Source organism: Caulobacter sp. GW821-FHT10A10 (assembly GCF_059415745.1).
The window spans coordinates 437,324-454,970 of record NZ_JBWKNV010000003.1; the positions used below are offsets into that span (position 1 = coordinate 437,324).

A 17,647-nucleotide genomic window follows, 5' to 3' on the forward strand; every position below is an offset into this window, starting at 1 on the left:
AAATAATGCCGCTATCTCGGGCGTGCGAGCAGGACGCGGGGGCCACGCCTCCGAACCCGTCCGGCGCACGCCCGACAACAAGAAACGATAGCGAGGAAACACTCCCATGCAGCGCACGAAGACCCTCGTCGCCCTGGCAGCCGTCCTGTCGGCCGGCGCCTCCCTCACCCTGGCCGGCCCGGCCCTGGCCGGCGAGCCCCTGAACGGCGGCCTGGCCCGGATCGACAAGGACGGCGACGGCAAGGTCAGCCCGGCCGAATGGACCACCGAGCGGGCCGGCCTGTTCAAGAAGCTCGACGCCGACCGCGACGGCAAGCTGACCCTGGACGAGATCACCCAGTTCTACCTGAAGGCCGCCCCGGCCGACGACCCCAAGACCCAGAAGCGCATCGACGCGGTCACCGCCGCCGACAAGGACGGGAACGGGGACGGCAAGGTCACCCTGGCCGAGATCACCGCCCTGGCCGACCGCGAGTTCAAGGGCCGCGACAAGGACGGCGACGGCTTCATCACCGGCGACGACAAGTAAGGATGCCAGCGCACTGAGAGTGTAAATCCTCTTGGTCATCCAACAGGGTTGCCCAAGCAGCTCATTGCGGTAGTCCCATGGTTGAGCTTAGGTTGTAACCATGGGACCACTCGGCCAATTTCTAGCCGCCGTCGCCTTACTGTTTCTGGCGGCCCTGATCTTCAGCGGCATAAACGGACACGGCAGCTTTGGGGCTACAGCGGATTGGGCGGCCGCCCTCGCCAATGTCGTCGTCGTCGTTGTTACCCTACATATTGCACGGCGAGGTGATCAGAGACTCCTCGAAGACCGAGCCCAACGTGATGAGGAAATCCGCGCGGTTAAACGTGACCTTATCGAAGCAATTTCTACGTCTGTCGACATGGCTTTGAACGACGTCGCGGCACTACGTGAGGCTATCAGAGCGGCGAACGTTCAAGCCAGCAAAGACAGCTACAAGGCTCTGGATGCAGAACGGCGCGTCCCCATCGCCAAGGTGCTGAAAATTTCTATCGAGAGCTGGCCAAATGCGCTGCTGTACATGCGGGTGCATGCTGTGCGGACCCGCTTGGAAGACCTCGTCCACTATATGGGCGTCAACTATGGAGCGGCTCACAGCACGGTGCCATTTACGCGTTTCGTTTCAGATCGCGAAAAATTGCTGGCTGATGCCGAAGAGGCCTATCGCCAAGCCGTCGCCGGCATCGTGATTGACTAAGCCGCTTACCGCGCCAAACGAAGCCCCGAAAGAATCGGCTAAGTGATTGAAAGTTTTGGAGCGGGCGGGGGGAATCGAACCCCCGACATTCAGCTTGGGAAGCTGACGTTCTACCTCTGAACTACGCCCGCGCGCGTCAATGTTTTCAAGAGCTTATCGCTCTACCCGCTGTTCTGAACCTGATCGGTTTACACAGCGATCTACAGAGACCGTTCCGAAGACGTCCCGTCTACCCGGTCTTCGCGGCGTGCTCAAGCGCAATGAGGTGTGTGGGCGGGATCATGGAAGCAGGCCGCTTCGCGTTGGGCCTTGAGCCCCCCGCGCCATTCATGCGCTGGGTGCTATCGCACAAACTATCGCTTAGATCGTATTTTTTAATATTCTCGCAAAAGTATGCTACCGCTTAGCGTGGCCGCTTTGGCTATCGCGTCACTTCACACGTATGAACAACAAGGGAGGTCTAAATGTATCGCGCTATCATAGTACTTTTGACCTGTTTGTTCTGCTGGGCTGGCTCCGCGCACGCAAGTGAGTACTGCTATGACAAATATAATGGTCGGATACGGCAAGCGAACGCGGAACTTGGCGGTATTGTGGACCGAGTTGCCGCCTTAGAGGCGTCAATCCGGGATCTCGGGGATAAACGTAACGGGGTAAGCAAGCAGCTCGCTGAGCTCGTTCAGTCAGACCCCACGCTATCGGCACCAGGTAGTAAAGAGAGGGCGGCTGCACTTTCGTCCCAGTACACCGAATTGGATAAACAGTACACCGTCGCTAAAAATGAAGCTTATGGCCTTCAAGAACGCGCCGTTCAGCTACGCACAACGGTGCCTGCTGATCTACAAGGCGAATTACGGGGGTGCATTCAGGCGACCGCACCCGCAAACTCAGTAGTCAACCTGACCATCCAGACGCTCGCAATTCTAACAACAGGTGGAGCGTCGTTAGCGCTTCCCGAGAAGACTCTCTATGTCGATATGGGTGCCGTATTGAACGGTTACCCGTTCGGAGGTGACAGCGCGCTAATTCCAAAAGCTAGGGATGACGCCCTAAATGCCCTCGGGATTGGTGGCGATGTCCGAAAGGTCATCACAGATCCGGTTCGTATAGTTCGGTGCATTTTCGGCTGTTAGCTAACTGGCGCGAGCGAAATCAGCTCGCTCGCGCCTCTATAGGCAATTGGCGTGCGCCGGTTCGAAGCGCTCTTAGCTGGCCCTGCAAATGTCCGAGATTAGCCAAAAACTGCCCCTGGCGCTTGAACGAGACGGCCACGAGGCCCCATCGCTCAGCCACCGAAACCGCCCTCCCCGCCCCGAAGTTGACGGCCGCCCCGCACGGGCGCAGCCTCCTCCTCAAACAGACGTTCGGGAGGAGGACGCCATGGCCGACGGTGAGGAGCATCCGCGGGCGCGGTTTCACGCCATGACCGAGGGCACGGCCGAGGACTGGGGGATCATCGCCCGGGCGGCCGGCGACTATGGGCGCGAGCTGCCCGAGCGGCTGATCGGGCACCTGAAGCTGCTGGCCGGCGATTGCGGCGGCTTCGCGGTGGACCGGCTGGAGCACAGCCTGCAGACCGCCACCCGCGCCCACCTGGCCGGCGAGGACGAGGAATACGTGGTCTGCGCCCTGCTGCACGACATCGGCGACATCCTGGGGCCGCGCAATCACGCCGACATCGCCGCGGCGATCGTCCAGCCCTTCGTGTCGGAGGCCAACCACTGGATGGTGGCCAACCACGCGATCTTCCAGGGCTACTACTTCTTCCATCACCTGGGCCTGGACCGCGACATGCGCGAAGCGTTCCGGGGCCATCCGCACTTCGAGCGGACGGCGAAGTTCTGCCACCAGTACGACCAGCCGGCCTTCGACCCGGCCTATGAGACGATGCCCCTTGAGGCGTTCGAGCCGATGCTGCGGCGGGTGATGAGCACGCCGAAACGCTCGATCTACCTGCGCCCGGAATGAGCACCCGCGCGGGTTGTCCGATCTCCCCCTGCGCCTAGGCTGCGCTGGTTCAATCGGGGGAAGGCATGGTCGGCATCCACGGCGCACGCTGCCTGCACTGCGGCACGCACAACAATTTCGACGCGGACGAGACGGCCATCGCCGTGCAGTGCGGGCGGTGCGACCGCAGGCTGTTCGAGGGCAAGGCCCATGAGGTCGGCGGCGACGCGTTCCTGGCGCACAGCCTGGCGGGCGAGCCGCCGCCCGGCAAGATCCCGCTGCTGCTGGTCTGTTTCGGGGTCGGCTTCGGCGTGCCCCGGATCGACGCCGACCGCTACGCCAAGCTCTACGAGCCCAACCTGCGGGTCCTGAAGATCAACGCCTTCAACCACCACGAGGCCCTGGCCGCCCATGCCGTCAACGCCGTGCCGACCGGCCTGCTGTTCCGGGCAGGAACCGTCGTGGCCAGGGCGCTCGGCGCGCCGATCCCCAAGGTCGACCCGGTCGCGCGCATGCTGGACGAGCATGGCGTGCAGCGGGCCGTCCCGTTACGCGGGGCGCCGGCGGCCGAGGCCTGAGCGGCCTTTACTGAACCCGCTCGGCCTTGATCCCGAGCTTGGCCAGTTCGGCCTGGACGCTGTCGGGACCGACCAGGTGGCCGGCGCCGACGGCGATGAAGCTGACGCCCTTGCCGTCCAGCTTGGTCTTGAGCTGGCCGGCCCAGGCGGTGTTGCGGGCGACGATCAGGCTCTTGTAGAGCGGCGGATACTTGCCGCGCATCTCGGTGACGAACTCGGCTTCCAGCGCCTTGAGGTCGCCGGCGGCCCAGGCGTTGACCAGGGCGTCGAGCTTGGCCGGGCCTTCGTCGATCTCCTCCAGGGTCGACTCCAGCAGGTCGACCTCGTCCTTGGTCGACAGGTCGGCGAAGAAGCGGATTTGCTGCTCGGGGGTCTCCAGGCTGCCCAGGGCCTTGCCGGCGTCCTTGGCCTGCGCGGTCAGCACCTGCTCGACGCCCTTCTTCGGATCGAAGCCGGCCTTCAGCATCGGACCAAGCGCCAGGGTGATCGAGGCCATCCACGGGCGAAAAGCGTCGAACGCGGCGGGCGGCAGGCCCATCTCGGCCGCATAGCCCTTGGCCTTGTCCCAGGCGGCGGGCGACAGCTTCTTCGACAGCGGCGTGGCGCGGTCGATGCCGTACTGGATCACCAGCGGCTGCATCACGGCCGGGTCGTCGGCGCCGGCGACCTCGGTGACCAGCTTGCTCGAGGTCTTCAGGGCCTCGTCCAGCTTCGGCGTGCGCCACTGGGTTTCCGGCCGCAGCACGTGGACCGTGCCGAAGAGGTAGATCGTCGAGTCCTTGTCCTTGACCACCCACAGGGCGGGATCGGCCAGGGACGGCGTCGCCGCCCCCAGGGCGAGGACCGAGACGAGGCCGACGACGGCGCGGCGCAGGGTCTTGATGGACGAATGAAACATGCAGCTCCCCTAGTGAAGGTCGGTCGGAAAGGAAAAAGGATCGGGTCGGCGGCTAGTCGGCGAAGCCGCGCCGCCAGCCGATGAGCATGGAGATCGCCAGATAGCCGATCATGGTGACGTTGAAGGCGTCCCACAGGGTCAGGGCCGGCAGCAGGGCCAGCTTCTCGCCGGCGGCCCACAGGAACAGCAGCCCCTGGAACAGGACGAACGAGACGGCGGCGGTCTCGGCCATGGTCCGGCGCATCAGCTCGTCGCTGCGGATCCACAGGGTGATGTTGCCCACGGTCTGGAACAGGAACAGGGCGATCAGGCCGGTCATGACGGCCGAAGCCAGCAGCGGCGACAGCGGGTCGAACAGGGCGACCGCGAGCGGCGGCGCGGCCAGCATCGCCCCGGCCAGCACCAGCACCAGTCCCTGGCCGGCGTAGAACCGGGCCTGGACCGAGGTGGCGGGCGTGACGGCGCGGACGTCGTCGCCGTTGATCCGCCGGCCCAGGGCCTTGCGGCTGCTGGCGAGGCCGGCGGTGACCAGTCCGGCGAAGACCAGGAACGCCGCCAGGAGGAAGGCCAGCATGTCGCCGCCCGACGGGTCGAACCCGCCCCACAGCCCCTCGCGCCTGAGGCCCAGCAGCCAGCGTCCGGCAAAGAAGCCGACGGGCAGGCCGGCGATCATCAAGATCAGGGCCCGGCGGGCGCGGGGCGAGACTTTCGAGGTTTGCGGCTCGTCGCTCATGTCAGGGCTCATGTCAGGCTTCGTCCTGGAAGATGGCTTCGATGGGTTGGCCGAAGAGACGGGCGATCCTGAAGGCCAGCGGCAGGCTGGGATCGTACTTGCCCGTCTCCAGGGCGTTGATGGTCTGGCGCGAGACGTCGAGCCGCTGGGCCAGGTCGGCCTGGCTCCAGTCGCGTTCGGCGCGCAGCACCTTGAGGCGGTTCTTCATCGGGGAATCATCGGACGGTCACGCGCCCTCCCCTCAGCGCCGCGCCAGCCACCAGCCGGCCCAGGCCAGGCAGTAGCCGATCGTCTGCGCCGACATCAGGGCCACCATGCCGAACAGGAACCAGGCGTTGACGCTCAGGCCCCCGAACATGGCGGTCAGGGTCTGGGAGGGCAGGAACACCGCCACGATCACGGCCGCCAGCCCGCCGAACGTGCCGCCCCACCACCAGGCGAACTTGTGGGCCTCGCGCGCGGCTTCGTCGAGGAGCCGCCAGTAGGCGACCCATCCCACGACGCCCCCGACCACCACCAGCAGCAGGACGCCGACGAAGATCCAGCCGATCAGCAACGGCGACGGGTCAATGTCGGCGGCCCGGGCGTAATTGAGCGACAGGCCGAGCACGGCGCCCACGGCCAGGCAGCTCCAGAACATGATCTTCATCACGCCAAGCGGCGTGAGCCGGCGACGAACCTTTTCCGACATGCCAAGCCCCCTCGTCAAAATGACAAGGAACATTGACATCGCAATCCAGAGTCGTGTCAAGGACCCTGTACAAAAATCGCGTTTAAGCCGCGTTCTGCTCCCCGCGCCAGTGGAGCGGCATCGGCGGGGTGACGCCCAGGGCCTTGGCCAGCCAGTGGGCCTTGGGGTCGGCGTGCAGCAGCCAGCCATATTGCGAGAAGCGGTCGCCGTAGTCGTCCCAGCGGATCACCCGGCCCTCGGCGTCGCAGCGCCAGACGGCCTTGTCGCAACCGGGGATGCGCTCGGCCCGCTCCCAGGCGGAGACGCGCTGGCTGTGGGTCGAGAACGGGCCGGAAAAGAGGCGGTTCATGACGCTATGGCTCCTGTCGACGCGTGCGGATCCGAAACCGAATCTGCGTGTAATCGCAACAACTGGACACTAGCACTTGATGACCGTTAACGTGACCAACACCATATGTAGTGCGACGCCGTGTCGCGCGACAGCTTGAGCAGGTCGGCCGACTTGCCTTTCAGGCGACTCGCGGTGGGGTAAGCGGCCGTCGGTTCGCATCCAGCCGAACGTGTATGTCGGCCCGCTCCGGCAGGTCGATGGCGCACCAGGCGGTCAGACGTTCGTAGTGGTCGAGGAAACGTTCCAGGGCCGCCGGATCGAGGCCCCCTCGCCTGCCCTGCGCGGCCAGGCGCGCCTGCAGCTTGGCCTCCTGCTCGCGCCGCCAGGCCCGCACGGTGGCGAAGTCGGGCGCGGTCAGCACGGCCAGCCAGTCGAGACGGCCGAAAAGATCGCGATAGGGACCGGCCAGGGCGGCGTCGATATAGCCGCGCCAGACGCCGTCGGGGTCTTCGTCACGCTCCAGGGCGTTGATGGGCTCGACCAGGGCCGCCGCGCCCTGCGGCCCCGCGCCCAGGCACCAGCCTTCCAGCAGCACGACGTCGGCTGGTCCGTCGAACACCGGCCAGGCCGGCGCCGGCGCACGGTCGTCTGCGGCCTTGTCGAAGCGCGGCAGGGCCGTGCTCCCCTCCCCGGCCAAGCTGTCGAGCGTGGCGAGGCCCAGGGCCACGTCGTGCGTGCCCGGCGGGCCGCGCGTCGCCAGCAGCGGATGAACCTCGGCGGCCAGCGCCTGACGCTCGGCGCGGGTCAGGTAGAGGTCGTCCAGCGACAGGACCGCGACCTTCAGCCCTTCATCCTGCAGCAGCCGGGCGACCACCGCGACCAGGGTGGACTTGCCGGACCCTTGCGGCCCCGACAGGCCGGCGACGAAGCCCGGGCGGTCGTGGGCGCGCGCGGCGGCCGCCAGGCGCTCGGCCAGCGGCGCGTGCAGCACGCGGAAGGTTTCGACGAAGTCCGGACCGAGCCGCTCGTCACGCATGAAGTCGGAAAGCCAGGACGGATCGGGCGCGCTCATGTCCCGACCATGCACCGCTTCGCGCGGTTACTGCACCCGCCGCACGCGATAGCCGCGCGCCTTCATCAGGGCCGGCAGCCCGTCGGGACCGGCCATGTGCAGGGCCCCGACCGTGACCAGCTCGACGCCGGAGCCGGCCATCTCGCGGTCGAGAACCTCGGCCCAGGCCAGGTTGCGGCGCTTGAGCAGGGCTTCGTAGAGCTCGGGACGGTCGCGGCGCATGCCGGCGACCAGGATCGCGCCCAGGCGATCGACGTCGCCCTTCAGCCAGGCCTTCTGCAAATCCACGCCCCGGCGCGGCGGTGCGTTCTGCTCGGCGGCGACGTCGTCGAGATACTGCACCTCGACGGCCTCGGGCAGGTCGGCGAACAGGCGCAGCTGCTGCTCGAAGCTCTCGAAGGCCAGGACGGGCTTTTCGGCGCGGACGGCCTGGCGGGTGACGGCCGCGTCGGCGCCGCTGGCCACCGAACCGCCGGCTTCCGTCATCGGCAGCACCGACAGCATCATCGCCGCCGCCCAGGGCCGCAGGTGATCGACGCGGTCGAGGCTGGCGCCGCGCTGGTCGAGCGCCGCGCGCAGGCTGGCGATGGTGCGCGGCGGCAGTTTCTCGGTCAGGGAGCGGTCCACATCGACGCCGTAGCGGTCGACCAGGGCCTTCACGGCGACGGGATCGGCGTCGACGCGGGTCTCAAACCACAGCTTGCCGGCCTGGGCGTAGGCGCGGTCAAAGGCCGGAGTGCGCCAGCGAACGTCGGGCGACAGCACGTGCATGGAGCCGAAGAGGTAGATGCGGGAGTCGCCGTCGCTGACTTCCCACATCGCGGGGGCGGCATGGGCGACGCCAGACAGCCCCGCAGCGGCCGTCATGACCGCCAGCAGGCGTCGCACGCCCTTCACCCACGCTGAAACCATCGCTTCCCCCGACAGGAATACGGTCTCAGCCTAGAGCGAAGGGGGTTAATCGCGCGAGCGGCAAGCGCCGCGGCCTAACGCCACGGCTTGAAGTGCTTCGAAAGCTTCAGCCCCTGCCGCTGATAGTGCGAACCGCCCTCGCCATAGAGGCGGGCCGGACGGGCGGTCAGCGGTTCGTAGACCAGGCGGGCGACGGTCTGGCCGTCCTCCAGCAGGAACGGGGTCTCGTGGCTGCGCACCTCAAGCACGCCCTTGGAGCCGACGGCCCCGGCCTCTTCGGTGCCAAAGCCCGGATCGAAGAAGCCGGCGTAGTGGACGCGGAACTCACCGACCGACGGATCGATCGGGGTCATTTCGGCGGCCTCCATGACCGGGATCTCGACGTCGTCCTTGGAGGCGAGAATGTAGAACTCGCCCGGATCGAGCAGCAGCTCGCCATGGCGGGTTTCCAGCGGCTCCCAGAAGTCGCGCGGGTCGTGGCCGTCCTCGTGGTCGAGATCGACGACGCCGGCGTGGCGGCGGCCGCGGAAGCCGACGATGCCGGTCTCACCCGGCGTCAGGTCGACGCCGACGCTGCGGATCGCCAGCTTGGCCGGCTCGCCGCGCTTGAGGCGCAGTTGGTTCAGGCGCGTGCCGGCGCGGACCAGCACCGAGAAGGTCTGGGGCGCGATCTCGATATAGAGCGGGCCCTCGTAGCCGGCCTCGATGTCGTCGAAGGCCTTGGAGCGGTCGCTGAGCAGGCGCACGAAGACGTCCACCCGGCCGGTAGAGCTCTTGGGATTGCCGCGCGCGGCGACATTGGCCGGCAAGGCCAGGCGCTCCTGGATCTCGGCGATGTAGACGCAGCCCTTTTCCAGCACAGCGCCCTTCGACAGGTCCAGCTCGTGCATGGCCACGTCCTTGAGACGCTCTGGCACGCGGCGCGCGACGCCCGGCAGGAACGAGGCCCGCACCCGCCAGCAGCGCACGCCCAGGCGCAGGTCGAGGCTGGCCGGCTGAACCTGGTCACGGTCGAACGGCGTCTGCGAGGTGATCGCCTCCTGGGCGATCAGGTCCTCGATGGTCTGGCAGGGCAGAATCCCCGCGAAATGGGCGTCGGTCATCGGCCGCACACTCTCTAAAGCGCCGCCGCGAGGCAAGGGCGCGATGGGAGGCGCCGCGAGAATCTGGGCGGCGTCAGGCCCGCGTGAGCAACTCGTCCAGATAGAGAGCGCCCGCCTCGGCGCCGTCCTCGGCTCGAAACACGGGCGCCAGGGCCTCGGCGGCGGCCGCATAGGCCGACTGTTCCAGCAACGCCCCCAACGCCGCAACCGCGCCGCCGCCCTCGTAGCGGTCGGGCCGGAGCCTGCGCCCCACGCCCAGCCGCTTCACGCGCCGGGCGTTGTCGGGCTGGTCGCCCAGGAACGGCGTCACCAGCTGCGGCCGCCCCGAACGCAGGGCCTGGGCGGTCGTGCCGATCCCGCCGTGATGGACGATGGCGGCGGCGCGCGGAAAGACCTGGGAATGGGGCGCATAGCCGGCCACGAACACGTCCCCTCCCCGCTCGCCCGCCAGGCGCTCGGCTTCCTCCGCCCCGGCCAGCAGCAGGGCGCGCCTTCCGAGAGCCCGCGCGGCCGCCAGGCTGACCCGATAGAAGTCGCCCGGCGCATGGACCGCGAAACTGCCCAGCGAGAAGACGATCGGCGGCGGGCCGGCGTCGAGAAAGGCGGCCAGCGCCGGGTCCGGCGCCGGCTCGCCGCCCGCCTCGCTGTCATAGGCCGGAAAGCCGACCAGGGTCAGACCGGCGGGGTGGTCGGGCTGCACCGGCGCGAAGCGCGGCGAATAGAGGCCCAGCATCGGCGCGCCGTCACCATGGCCGCAGTCGAACAGGGCGTCGGCGCCGGCATGGGCGACGCCCAGAGACCGGCCGAGCGCTCGCAGCGGCTTCAACGAGGCGGCGATCCGGTGGCGCACCAGCGCGCGGACGAACCGGTTCCAGCCTATCGCGGCGCCGGAAGGCGGCGAGAAGACGTAGGGCGCAGGTCCCGTCTCGGACGGGTCGGTCGCCGACTGCAGGAAGATCGGCGCCAGGGCCACGCGCACCAGCGGCAGGCCCAGCGTCCTTGCCGCGAGCGGCGCGCCGAAGACGATGTTGTGGGTCACGACCATGTCCGCTCCCCGGGCCGCAGTGCGGAGGTCCTCGTAGGTCTCCCCCAGGAAGGGCATCTGCAGGTCGCGCAGCAGGAAATCGGGATCGCGGCTCATGCGCTCGAACACATCGGCGATGTCGAGGCCCAGGCGCGCCCGGATCTGCTCGGTGCTCGGGCGCAGCGGGGCGAAGGCCAGACCCTCGGCCTCGACCTTGGCGCGGTGATCCTCGTGGGTGGCCAGCACCGGCTCGTGGCCGAGGCGCCGCAGCGCCAGGGCGAGAGCCAGGAAAGGGTGCAGATCGCCGAGCGAACCGGTCGTCGCCAGCACGATCCTTCGCCCCGCCGCCATCCAAGCCCCCTCAGCGCCGCCCGACAGGATGGGAACCGAAAGCGGCTCGCCAAGGCAAGGCTTGTCACCCCCATCAGGCGACCACGACCGGCTCTGCGCTCGCCCGACGCGCTCGGACCGTGACGAAACGGGGAAAGATCGCCTATACCCAGCCCGATTGCGTCGGCGCGGCCGTCGGCGCGGGCCTTTTCGTTGTCGGGAGTATCGCGTGTCCGAAGATCCGAAGAACTGGGACGTCGCCACCAAGCTGATCCGCGGGGGTCTTGCGCGCTCGCCGTTCATGGAGACCGCCGAGGCGCTCTACCTGACCCAGGGCTTCACCTACGACAGCGCCGAGGGCGCCGACCGCCGGTTCTCGGGCGAGGACCCGGGCTTCGTCTATTCGCGGTTCAACAATCCGACCGTGAAGATGTTCGAGGACCGCCTGGCCCTGCTGGAAGGCGCCGAGGTCTGCCGCGCCACGGCCACCGGCATGGCCGCCGTCCACTCCTCGCTTATGGGCCTGGTGCGGGCCGGCGATCACGTGGTGGCCGGCAACGCCCTGTTCGGCTCGTGCCGCTGGCTGGTCGCCGAGTGGCTTCCGCGCTTCGGGGTGGAGACCACCTTCGTCGACGCCACCGACATCAAGGCCTGGGAAGCGGCCATCCGCCCCAACACCAAGGCCGTGCTGATCGAGACCCCCTCGAACCCGGTGCTGGCGATCACCGACATCCGCGCGGTGTCGCAACTGGCCCACGCCGTCGGCGCCAAGGTCATCGTCGACAACGTCTTCGCCACCCCGATCTTCCAGCAGCCGCTGGAGCTGGGCGCCGACGTCGTCGTCTATTCGGCCACCAAGCACATCGACGGCCAGGGCCGGGTGCTGGGTGGGGCGATCCTGACCACCGAGGCGATCAACGAGGAATTCTACCGCGACAGCATGCGCCACACCGGCCCGTCGCTGTCGCCGTTCAACGCCTGGGTGATGCTCAAGGGCCTGGAGACCCTGGACCTGCGCGTGCGCCGCCAGACCGACAGCGCCTTCGCGCTGGCCAACACCATGGCCGAGCACAAGAAGGTGACGCAGGTGCTCTATCCCTTCCGCCCCGACCACCCCGGCCACAACGTCGCCAAGAGCCAGATGAGCGGCGGCGGCACAGTGATCGCGCTGGACCTCGGCTCGCGCGAGGCGGCCTTCAAGTTCCTGAACGCGTTGGAGATCGTCGACATCTCCAACAACCTCGGCGACGCCAAGTCGATGGCCACCCACCCGCCGACCACCACGCACCGTTCGGTGCCGGAAGAGATGCGCCCGCTGCTGGGCGTGACCGAGGGCGGCGTGCGCCTGTCGGTGGGCCTGGAAAGCCTCGAAGACCTGACCCGGGACGTGATCCGTGCGCTCGACCAGGCGTGAGTCCAGTCCGCCCCTGAAGCGGATCCGCCGGCGCCGCGGCGCCGACACCGGCATCTACGAGGCCCGCACGCGCGACATCGTCGTGCGGGTCGCGCCCTGCTACCTGCCCGAGGAATCCTCGCCCGAGCAGGGTCTCTACCTGTGGGCCTACACCGTCGAGATCGAGAACCACGGCGTCGAGACCGTGCATCTGGTGGCGCGCTGGTGGAAGGTCACCGACGCCATGAACCGCAGCAACGAGGTCGAGGGCTCGGGCGTGGTCGGCGAACAGCCGGAACTGCGGCCGCGCGAGGCTTTCCGCTACGTGTCCAACTGCCCGCTGCCGACGCCGTCGGGCACGATGGTGGGCCGCTACCAGATGGTCACCGAGGCCGGCGAGCCGTTCACCGCCGAGATCCCCGAGTTCTCGCTGCACCTGCCCGGAGCGGCGCGCCGCGCGAACTAAACTCGCGCGCGCCTCTTCCCAGCCTGCAACTTTGAGCTATTGAATCCCCCTGTCTCAGCCACAGGGGGAAGACCATGGCGACCACCTACACGATCCGCGTCGAGAACCATTCCGTAGCGCCGCAGAGCTACACGATCTTCGCCCAGCAGCCCGCGGCGACCGGGCCGGGCGTCTACACCAACGCCTGGGCCACCCTCCAGCACGTGACCAACGGCGGCTTCGACGTCGTCAACTACACGCCCGAAGACGGCGAGCCGGCGCCGCACTTCTACGTCAACGACATCGCCTATGAGGCCGGCGAAGAGATCGATCACAGCTCGGTGGCCAGCGCACCGATCGAGGTCGATTTCACCGGCAAGAGCGAGACGATCGCCACGGTGATCCAGCAGCCCAACCGGGCCTTCCTGGTCAGCTACGAATAGGCGGCCGGCCACGCCGCAACCTGCGCCGTTGCCAAGTAACGGCGTTACGCGTTTACTTCCTTTTGCGGCGTCAGACCGCGAAACTATAGGGAGGTTGCGGCGTGGCCGACTACGAGCTGACCCTCATCAACCGAAGCGACGACACCCAGAACTCGACCGTCGTGGTGTTTTCCAAGGCGGCGACCAGACCGGTCAGCCTAGCGCGCACGATCCCGCCGGGCGGCTCGTCGAAGATCAGCTTCAACAACCTCGAGCCCAACGCCCAGGCCTATCTGGTGCTGGGCGAGCCGCCGCACCTGGACGCATGCGAACCGCCGGCCGGCTCGGTACGGCTGGATCTCGACCTGACGCATGAATACGTGATCGGACGGGCTTAGGGCGGCAGCTCTCCCGACCCTACGGGAACCTCACCCTCTGGGGGAGGCGGCCGAAGGCCGGTGGGGGGCCGTTTTCAGCTTGCGGGGCGTCGGGAAGTCTTCAGCAACTCCCCCCACCGATCGCTACGCGATCGCCTCCCCCAGAGGGGGAGGTTCCTTGAGACAGCCTTACGCCTCGCCGTTCGGCTCCAGCGCGTAGACCCGCGAGCAGTATTCGCAGGTCACGTGGATCTTGCCGTCCGGCTCGATCATCTCGGCCTTCTCCTCCGGCGAGAAGGACTGCAGCACCACGCCGATCCGCTCTTCCGAGCAGCGGCAGAAGGCGCGCAGCGGCTTTTCCTCGATCAGGCGCACGCCGTCCTCGTTGAACAGGCGCCACAGCAGGGTGGTGGTCGGCACGGTCGGATCGACCAGCTCGTCCTCGCCCGTGGTCTCGAACAGCGCCTGGGCGTGGTTCCAGGCTTCCTTGGTCTCGCCGCGCGTCTCGTCGCCGGCGATGGTCTGGATCAGCACGCCGCCGGCGCGCCAGGTCGGGCCTTCGCCGGTGTCGACCTGGCCGACGGCCAGGCGCACGCGGGTCGGGATCTGCTCGGACTGCATGAAGTACTGCTCGGCGCACAGGGCCAGGCTCTCGCCTTCGATGGCCGTGACGCCCTGGTAGCGCTCCATGTCCGCGCCCTGGTCGAGGGTCATGATGAACACGCCGCCGCCCAGCAGGGTCTTGGCGCCCGGACGGGCGAAGCCTTCCGAGACGGCCGCCACCTCGGCCTCGTCGAACCGGCAGTAGCCGCGCAAGCCGCCGGTGGTGTCGTAGTCGACCACGACGTAGCGCACCGGGCCGTCGCCCTGGGCCTGGACGATCAGCCGGCCCTCGAACTTCAGGCTGGAGCCGACCAGGGCGGCCAGCGCGCAGGCCTCGCCCAGCAGGTTGGCCACCGGCTCGGGATAGGCGTGACGGGTCAGCACTTCGTTGACCGCCTCGCCCAGCCGCACGACGCGGCCGCGCACGGGCAGGCCTTCGATCTGGAAGGCGGAAACGAGGTCGTCGGGAACGGTGATCTGGGGGGCGGCGTCGGTCATGGGGCGGTTAGATAGGCGCTTTGTGGGAAAATCCAACCTCTCCTAAATCTGGTCCCTCTCCCCTTGCGGGAGAGGGTGGCCCGCGAAGCGGGTCGGGTGAGGGGTCGCACGTACAGAAACGCCGCGACAGCGGTGCGGCCGTCGCGGCGTTCGATGTTTGAGAGACCCCTCATCCGTCAGCTTCGCTGACACCTTCTCCCGCAAGGGGAGAAGGAATCTGGTCCTTACTTCTTCGCCAGATAATCCAGCGCCATGAACACCTCGGCCTTCACGCCGGTCTCCAACACCGCCTCGTCGATGTCGAAATAGGGCGAGTGGTTGGCCGGAGCGCCGGCGGCGGGGACGTCGGCCTTGCGACCGCCCAACTGGACGAACACGGCCGGCACCTTCTGGCCGTAGAGCGAGAAGTCCTCGGCCCCGGTGACCAGGGCGGCCTGGTCGTCGACCTTGCCCGGCGAGGCCTTCTCCAGCGGGCCCTTGACCCACTTCGACAGGGCCGCGTCGTTCCAGGTGACCGGATAGGGCTGGGTGAACACGGCCTCGGCCTTGGCGCCATAGCGGTCGCCGATGGCGGCCACGGCCTTCTGGGTCTTGGCGATCACCTCGGCCTTACGCTCGGGCGTGAAGGTGCGCAGGGTGCCGCTCATCACCAGGTCCTCGGGGATGATGTTGTTGCGCACGCCCATGTTGATGGTGGCGATGGTCAGCACCGTCGGCGAGGATCCGACGTCGATCTGGCGGGCGGCGATCTGGTTCAGAGCCTGGATGATGTCGGCCGAGACGCTGGCCATGTCGATGCCGGCCCAGGGGCGCGCGCCGTGGGTCTGCTTGCCCTTGACGGTGATGGTGAGGCGATCGGCGCCGGCGTAGAAGCCTTCGGGGCGGTAGTTCAGGGCGTGGGCGTCGCCAGGGCCGATGTGGACGCCGAAGATGGCGTCGACCTTCGGATTGTCGAGCGCGCCGTCGGCGATCATCAGCTTGGCGCCGCCTTCGTCGCCGGCCTGGGGCCCCTCCTCGGCCGGCTGGAAGATGAAGACGACCGTGCCGGCGATCTCGTTCTTCATGCCGGCCAGCACCGTGGCCGCGCCCAGCAGCATGGCCACGTGGGTGTCATGGCCGCAGGCGTGCATGACGGGGACGGTCTTGCCTTCCCAGGTGGCGGTGGCCTTGGAGGCGAACGGCAGGCCGGTCTTTTCCAGCACCGGCAGCGCGTCCATGTCGGCGCGCAGGGCCACGACCTTGCCGGGCTTGCCGCCCTTCAGGACGCCGACCACGCCGGTCTTGCCGACGCCCTCGCGGACCTCCAGGCCCAGGGCCTTCAGCTCCTTGGCCACCAGGGCGGCGGTGCGGACCTCCTGGTTGCCCAGTTCCGGATGCTCATGGACGTCGCGCCGCCAGGCCACGACCTGGGGCTGGACCGCCTTGGCGGCCGCCTCGACCTTGGCGTTGGAGGGCGCGGCCAGGGCGGGGCTGGCCGCCATCACCGCCAGGGCCAGAACCGAAACCATCGTGCGCGCGCCCATTCCCGACTCCTTGAGCAGACTTTGCGGGCGAGCTTGGCGGTTCCCGGGGCGGGGTCAAGGCCGTGCGCGCTTTCCCTAAGGAACGGCTTTGCAGAAGCGTCACGGAGACTAAGCTTCGTCCATGACCGAGCCTGCTTTCGACTCCAAGGATGACGGCGAGGCGCTGGATCCGAGTTCCGGCGTCATCCGCCCCCGCCACGCCGCCACCGTGATCGTGGTGCGCGACGACGGCCCGGCGCCCCGCGTGCTGATGGGCCGGCGCAATCGCGGCCACGCCTTCATGGCCAGCAAGTGGGTGTTTCCGGGCGGCCGCGTCGATCGCGGCGACTTCGACGCGCCTTCGGCCAGCGAGCTTTCCCCCGCGGTGGCCGAGCGCCTGGCCAAGCACCCCCGCCACGCCTCCCCCGCCCGCCTGGCTCGCGCCCTGGCCCTGGCGGCGGTGCGCGAGACCTTCGAGGAGACGGGCCTGCTGCTGGCCAAGGCCGCCCCGCCGCGTCCCGGCGCCGGCGCCTGGCGGCCGTTCCTGGCCCAAGGCGCCCTGCCCGACCTGGCGCCGCTGAGCTTCGTGGCCCGGGCCATCACGCCGCCCTATCGCCCGCGCCGCTTCGACGCCCGCTTCTTCATGGCCCCGGCCAGCGCCCTCCTGAGCCTGGAGCGCCAGCCCGACTGCGGCGAGCTGGACGAGATCGCCTGGGTCAGCTTCGACGAGACCCGCGACCTTGATCTGCCCAGCATCACCCGCATGGTGCTGCGCGAGACCGCCCAGCAGATGAAGGATCCAGGCCGCCCGGCGCCGTTCATGCGGTTCCTGCGCGGCAATGCGGTGATGACGGAGCTTTAGCTTTCATAATTCGTCATCCCGGGCGAAGGCGCATAGCGCCGCAGACCCGCGACCCAGGGGCGACCGCATTGCGCCGGCCCCTGGGTCCCGGCTCTCCGCTTCGCTGCGGCCGGGATGACGAGCTTTGTTGCGGAGTGAAGGAAACTACGGCTCAGAATAGCGCCTTCCCGTGGAGCCGCCCCATGCTCGCCTTCCTCCTCGCCCTGCAGACCGCCGCCGCCCCCATCGACCAGGCCGCCTTCCTGGCCGGCTGCTGGAAACAGGAAACGCCCAAGGGCGTGGTCGAGGAGCAGTGGCTGGCGCCCGGCGGAGGAATGATGCTGGGCATGAGCCGTACGGTCCGCGACGGCAAGGCGCGCGGCTGGGAGTTCACCCGAATCCAGGAGGTCGATGGACGACTCACCTTCATCGCGCTGCCCTCGGGCCAGGCCGAAGGCGCCTTTCCGCTAAAGAGCGCGAGCTCCGGCGAGCTGGTGTTCGAGAACCTGGCCCACGACTTCCCGCAAAGAGTGATCTATCGCAGCCAAGGCCCGAACGGGCTTGTGGGCCGGATCGAGGGGGAAATCGACGGCAAGGCGCGGTCGGTGGATTTCCCTTACAAGCGATGCGCAGCCGGCAATTGACTTTGCCCCGTTCATGAGTATGTTCCGCGCCTCTCATTTCGACCGCGCGGGGACCTGCGCGATTACCGCAGGGATTC

21 protein-coding genes, 1 tRNA gene and 1 pseudogene are annotated in these 17,647 nt (G+C 68.1%); 11 read left to right on the forward strand and 12 right to left on the reverse strand.

Features of this window, described 5'->3' with window-relative positions:
- Positions 1–106: 106 nt before the first annotated feature.
- Positions 107–529, forward strand: a complete 423-nt coding sequence (locus AC07NS_RS11360; RefSeq protein ID WP_494603190.1) for an EF-hand domain-containing protein — start codon at positions 107–109, stop codon at positions 527–529.
- Between the two features lie 100 nt (positions 530–629).
- Positions 630–1,226, forward strand: a complete 597-nt coding sequence (locus AC07NS_RS11365; RefSeq protein ID WP_494603191.1) for a hypothetical protein — start codon at positions 630–632, stop codon at positions 1,224–1,226.
- 56 nt (positions 1,227–1,282) lie between these two features.
- Here the strand turns inward: AC07NS_RS11365 and AC07NS_RS11370 are convergent.
- Positions 1,283–1,357 (reverse strand) — tRNA-Gly (locus AC07NS_RS11370).
- Positions 1,358–2,606: 1,249 nt separating this feature from the next.
- Between AC07NS_RS11370 and AC07NS_RS11375 the strand changes: the two genes are divergently transcribed.
- Both AC07NS_RS11375 and AC07NS_RS11380 read left to right on the forward strand, forming a co-directional pair.
- Positions 2,607–3,194, forward strand: coding sequence for an HD domain-containing protein (locus AC07NS_RS11375; protein ID WP_494603193.1), 588 nt, complete (start codon positions 2,607–2,609; stop codon positions 3,192–3,194).
- Between the two features lie 65 nt (positions 3,195–3,259).
- Positions 3,260–3,751: a hypothetical protein gene (locus AC07NS_RS11380; RefSeq protein WP_494603195.1), complete on the forward strand. Its 492-nt coding sequence runs from the start codon at positions 3,260–3,262 to the stop codon at positions 3,749–3,751.
- Positions 3,752–3,758: 7 nt separating this feature from the next.
- Here AC07NS_RS11380 and AC07NS_RS11385 read toward each other — a convergent pair whose 3' ends face one another.
- From AC07NS_RS11385 to AC07NS_RS11425, 9 genes are all read right to left on the reverse strand, one after another.
- A complete protein-coding gene (locus tag AC07NS_RS11385; RefSeq protein WP_494603197.1) occupies positions 3,759–4,649 on the reverse strand; it encodes a TraB/GumN family protein in 891 nt (296 codons plus the stop codon).
- 52 nt (positions 4,650–4,701) lie between these two features.
- The gene (locus tag AC07NS_RS11390) at positions 4,702–5,382 is read right to left on the reverse strand and encodes a hypothetical protein (RefSeq protein WP_494603199.1); all 681 of its coding nucleotides are present in this window, start codon (positions 5,380–5,382) and stop codon (positions 4,702–4,704) included.
- A 13-nt stretch (positions 5,383–5,395) separates the two neighbouring features.
- Complete coding sequence (locus tag AC07NS_RS11395; protein WP_110119977.1) at positions 5,396–5,590, reverse strand: helix-turn-helix transcriptional regulator; 195 nt, start codon at positions 5,588–5,590, stop codon at positions 5,396–5,398.
- A 33-nt stretch (positions 5,591–5,623) separates the two neighbouring features.
- Positions 5,624–6,073 (reverse strand): hypothetical protein, encoded by a 450-nt coding sequence (locus AC07NS_RS11400; RefSeq protein WP_494603201.1) that lies wholly within the window; start codon positions 6,071–6,073, stop codon positions 5,624–5,626.
- 82 nt (positions 6,074–6,155) lie between these two features.
- The gene (locus AC07NS_RS11405; RefSeq protein WP_494603203.1) at positions 6,156–6,422 is read right to left on the reverse strand and encodes a hypothetical protein; all 267 of its coding nucleotides are present in this window, start codon (positions 6,420–6,422) and stop codon (positions 6,156–6,158) included.
- 160 nt (positions 6,423–6,582) lie between these two features.
- Positions 6,583–7,476: a kinase gene (locus AC07NS_RS11410; protein WP_494603205.1), complete on the reverse strand. Its 894-nt coding sequence runs from the start codon at positions 7,474–7,476 to the stop codon at positions 6,583–6,585.
- Between the two features lie 27 nt (positions 7,477–7,503).
- Entirely contained in the window at positions 7,504–8,388 is an 885-nt protein-coding gene (locus AC07NS_RS11415) for a TraB/GumN family protein (RefSeq protein ID WP_494603207.1), read from the reverse strand.
- A 74-nt stretch (positions 8,389–8,462) separates the two neighbouring features.
- On the reverse strand, positions 8,463–9,491 hold the full coding sequence (locus AC07NS_RS11420; protein ID WP_110119971.1) for a 2'-deoxycytidine 5'-triphosphate deaminase: 1,029 nt from the start codon (positions 9,489–9,491) through the stop codon (positions 8,463–8,465).
- Positions 9,492–9,564: 73 nt separating this feature from the next.
- On the reverse strand, positions 9,565–10,866 hold the full coding sequence (locus tag AC07NS_RS11425; RefSeq protein ID WP_494603210.1) for a glycosyltransferase: 1,302 nt from the start codon (positions 10,864–10,866) through the stop codon (positions 9,565–9,567).
- A gap of 208 nt (positions 10,867–11,074) precedes the next feature.
- On the opposite strand from AC07NS_RS11425, the gene metZ reads away from it, so the two are divergent.
- The 4 genes from metZ (at position 11,075) to AC07NS_RS11445 (ending at position 13,503) form a co-directional block, all read left to right on the forward strand.
- Complete coding sequence (gene metZ / locus AC07NS_RS11430; protein ID WP_494603211.1) at positions 11,075–12,259, forward strand: O-succinylhomoserine sulfhydrylase; 1,185 nt, start codon at positions 11,075–11,077, stop codon at positions 12,257–12,259.
- The gene (gene apaG / locus AC07NS_RS11435; RefSeq protein ID WP_110133203.1) at positions 12,240–12,704 is read left to right on the forward strand and encodes a Co2+/Mg2+ efflux facilitator ApaG/CorD; all 465 of its coding nucleotides are present in this window, start codon (positions 12,240–12,242) and stop codon (positions 12,702–12,704) included. The genes metZ and apaG overlap by 20 nt, the downstream gene beginning before the upstream one ends.
- Positions 12,705–12,778: 74 nt before the next feature.
- Positions 12,779–13,126, forward strand: a complete 348-nt coding sequence (locus AC07NS_RS11440) for a hypothetical protein (protein WP_494603214.1) — start codon at positions 12,779–12,781, stop codon at positions 13,124–13,126.
- Between the two features lie 101 nt (positions 13,127–13,227).
- Entirely contained in the window at positions 13,228–13,503 is a 276-nt protein-coding gene (locus tag AC07NS_RS11445) for a hypothetical protein (protein ID WP_110119967.1), read from the forward strand.
- A gap of 168 nt (positions 13,504–13,671) precedes the next feature.
- Here AC07NS_RS11445 and AC07NS_RS11450 read toward each other — a convergent pair whose 3' ends face one another.
- Positions 13,672–14,583, reverse strand: coding sequence for an Hsp33 family molecular chaperone (locus AC07NS_RS11450; RefSeq protein ID WP_494603216.1), 912 nt, complete (start codon positions 14,581–14,583; stop codon positions 13,672–13,674).
- A 224-nt stretch (positions 14,584–14,807) separates the two neighbouring features.
- Entirely contained in the window at positions 14,808–16,091 is a 1,284-nt protein-coding gene (locus AC07NS_RS11455; protein ID WP_494603481.1) for an amidohydrolase, read from the reverse strand.
- Positions 16,092–16,227: 136 nt separating this feature from the next.
- On the opposite strand from AC07NS_RS11455, the gene AC07NS_RS11460 reads away from it, so the two are divergent.
- The 3 genes and pseudogenes from AC07NS_RS11460 (at position 16,228) to AC07NS_RS11470 (ending at position 17,570) form a co-directional block, all read left to right on the forward strand.
- Positions 16,228–16,947, forward strand: coding sequence for an NUDIX hydrolase (locus AC07NS_RS11460; protein ID WP_494603218.1), 720 nt, complete (start codon positions 16,228–16,230; stop codon positions 16,945–16,947).
- 14 nt (positions 16,948–16,961) lie between these two features.
- Positions 16,962–17,066, forward strand: a pseudogene (locus AC07NS_RS11465) (hypothetical protein); the annotation flags it as partial.
- Between the two features lie 63 nt (positions 17,067–17,129).
- Positions 17,130–17,570 carry a DUF6265 family protein gene (locus tag AC07NS_RS11470; RefSeq protein WP_494603220.1) on the forward strand — a complete coding sequence of 147 codons (441 nt, stop codon included), beginning with the start codon at positions 17,130–17,132 and terminating at the stop codon, positions 17,568–17,570.
- Positions 17,571–17,647: the final 77 nt, after the last annotated feature.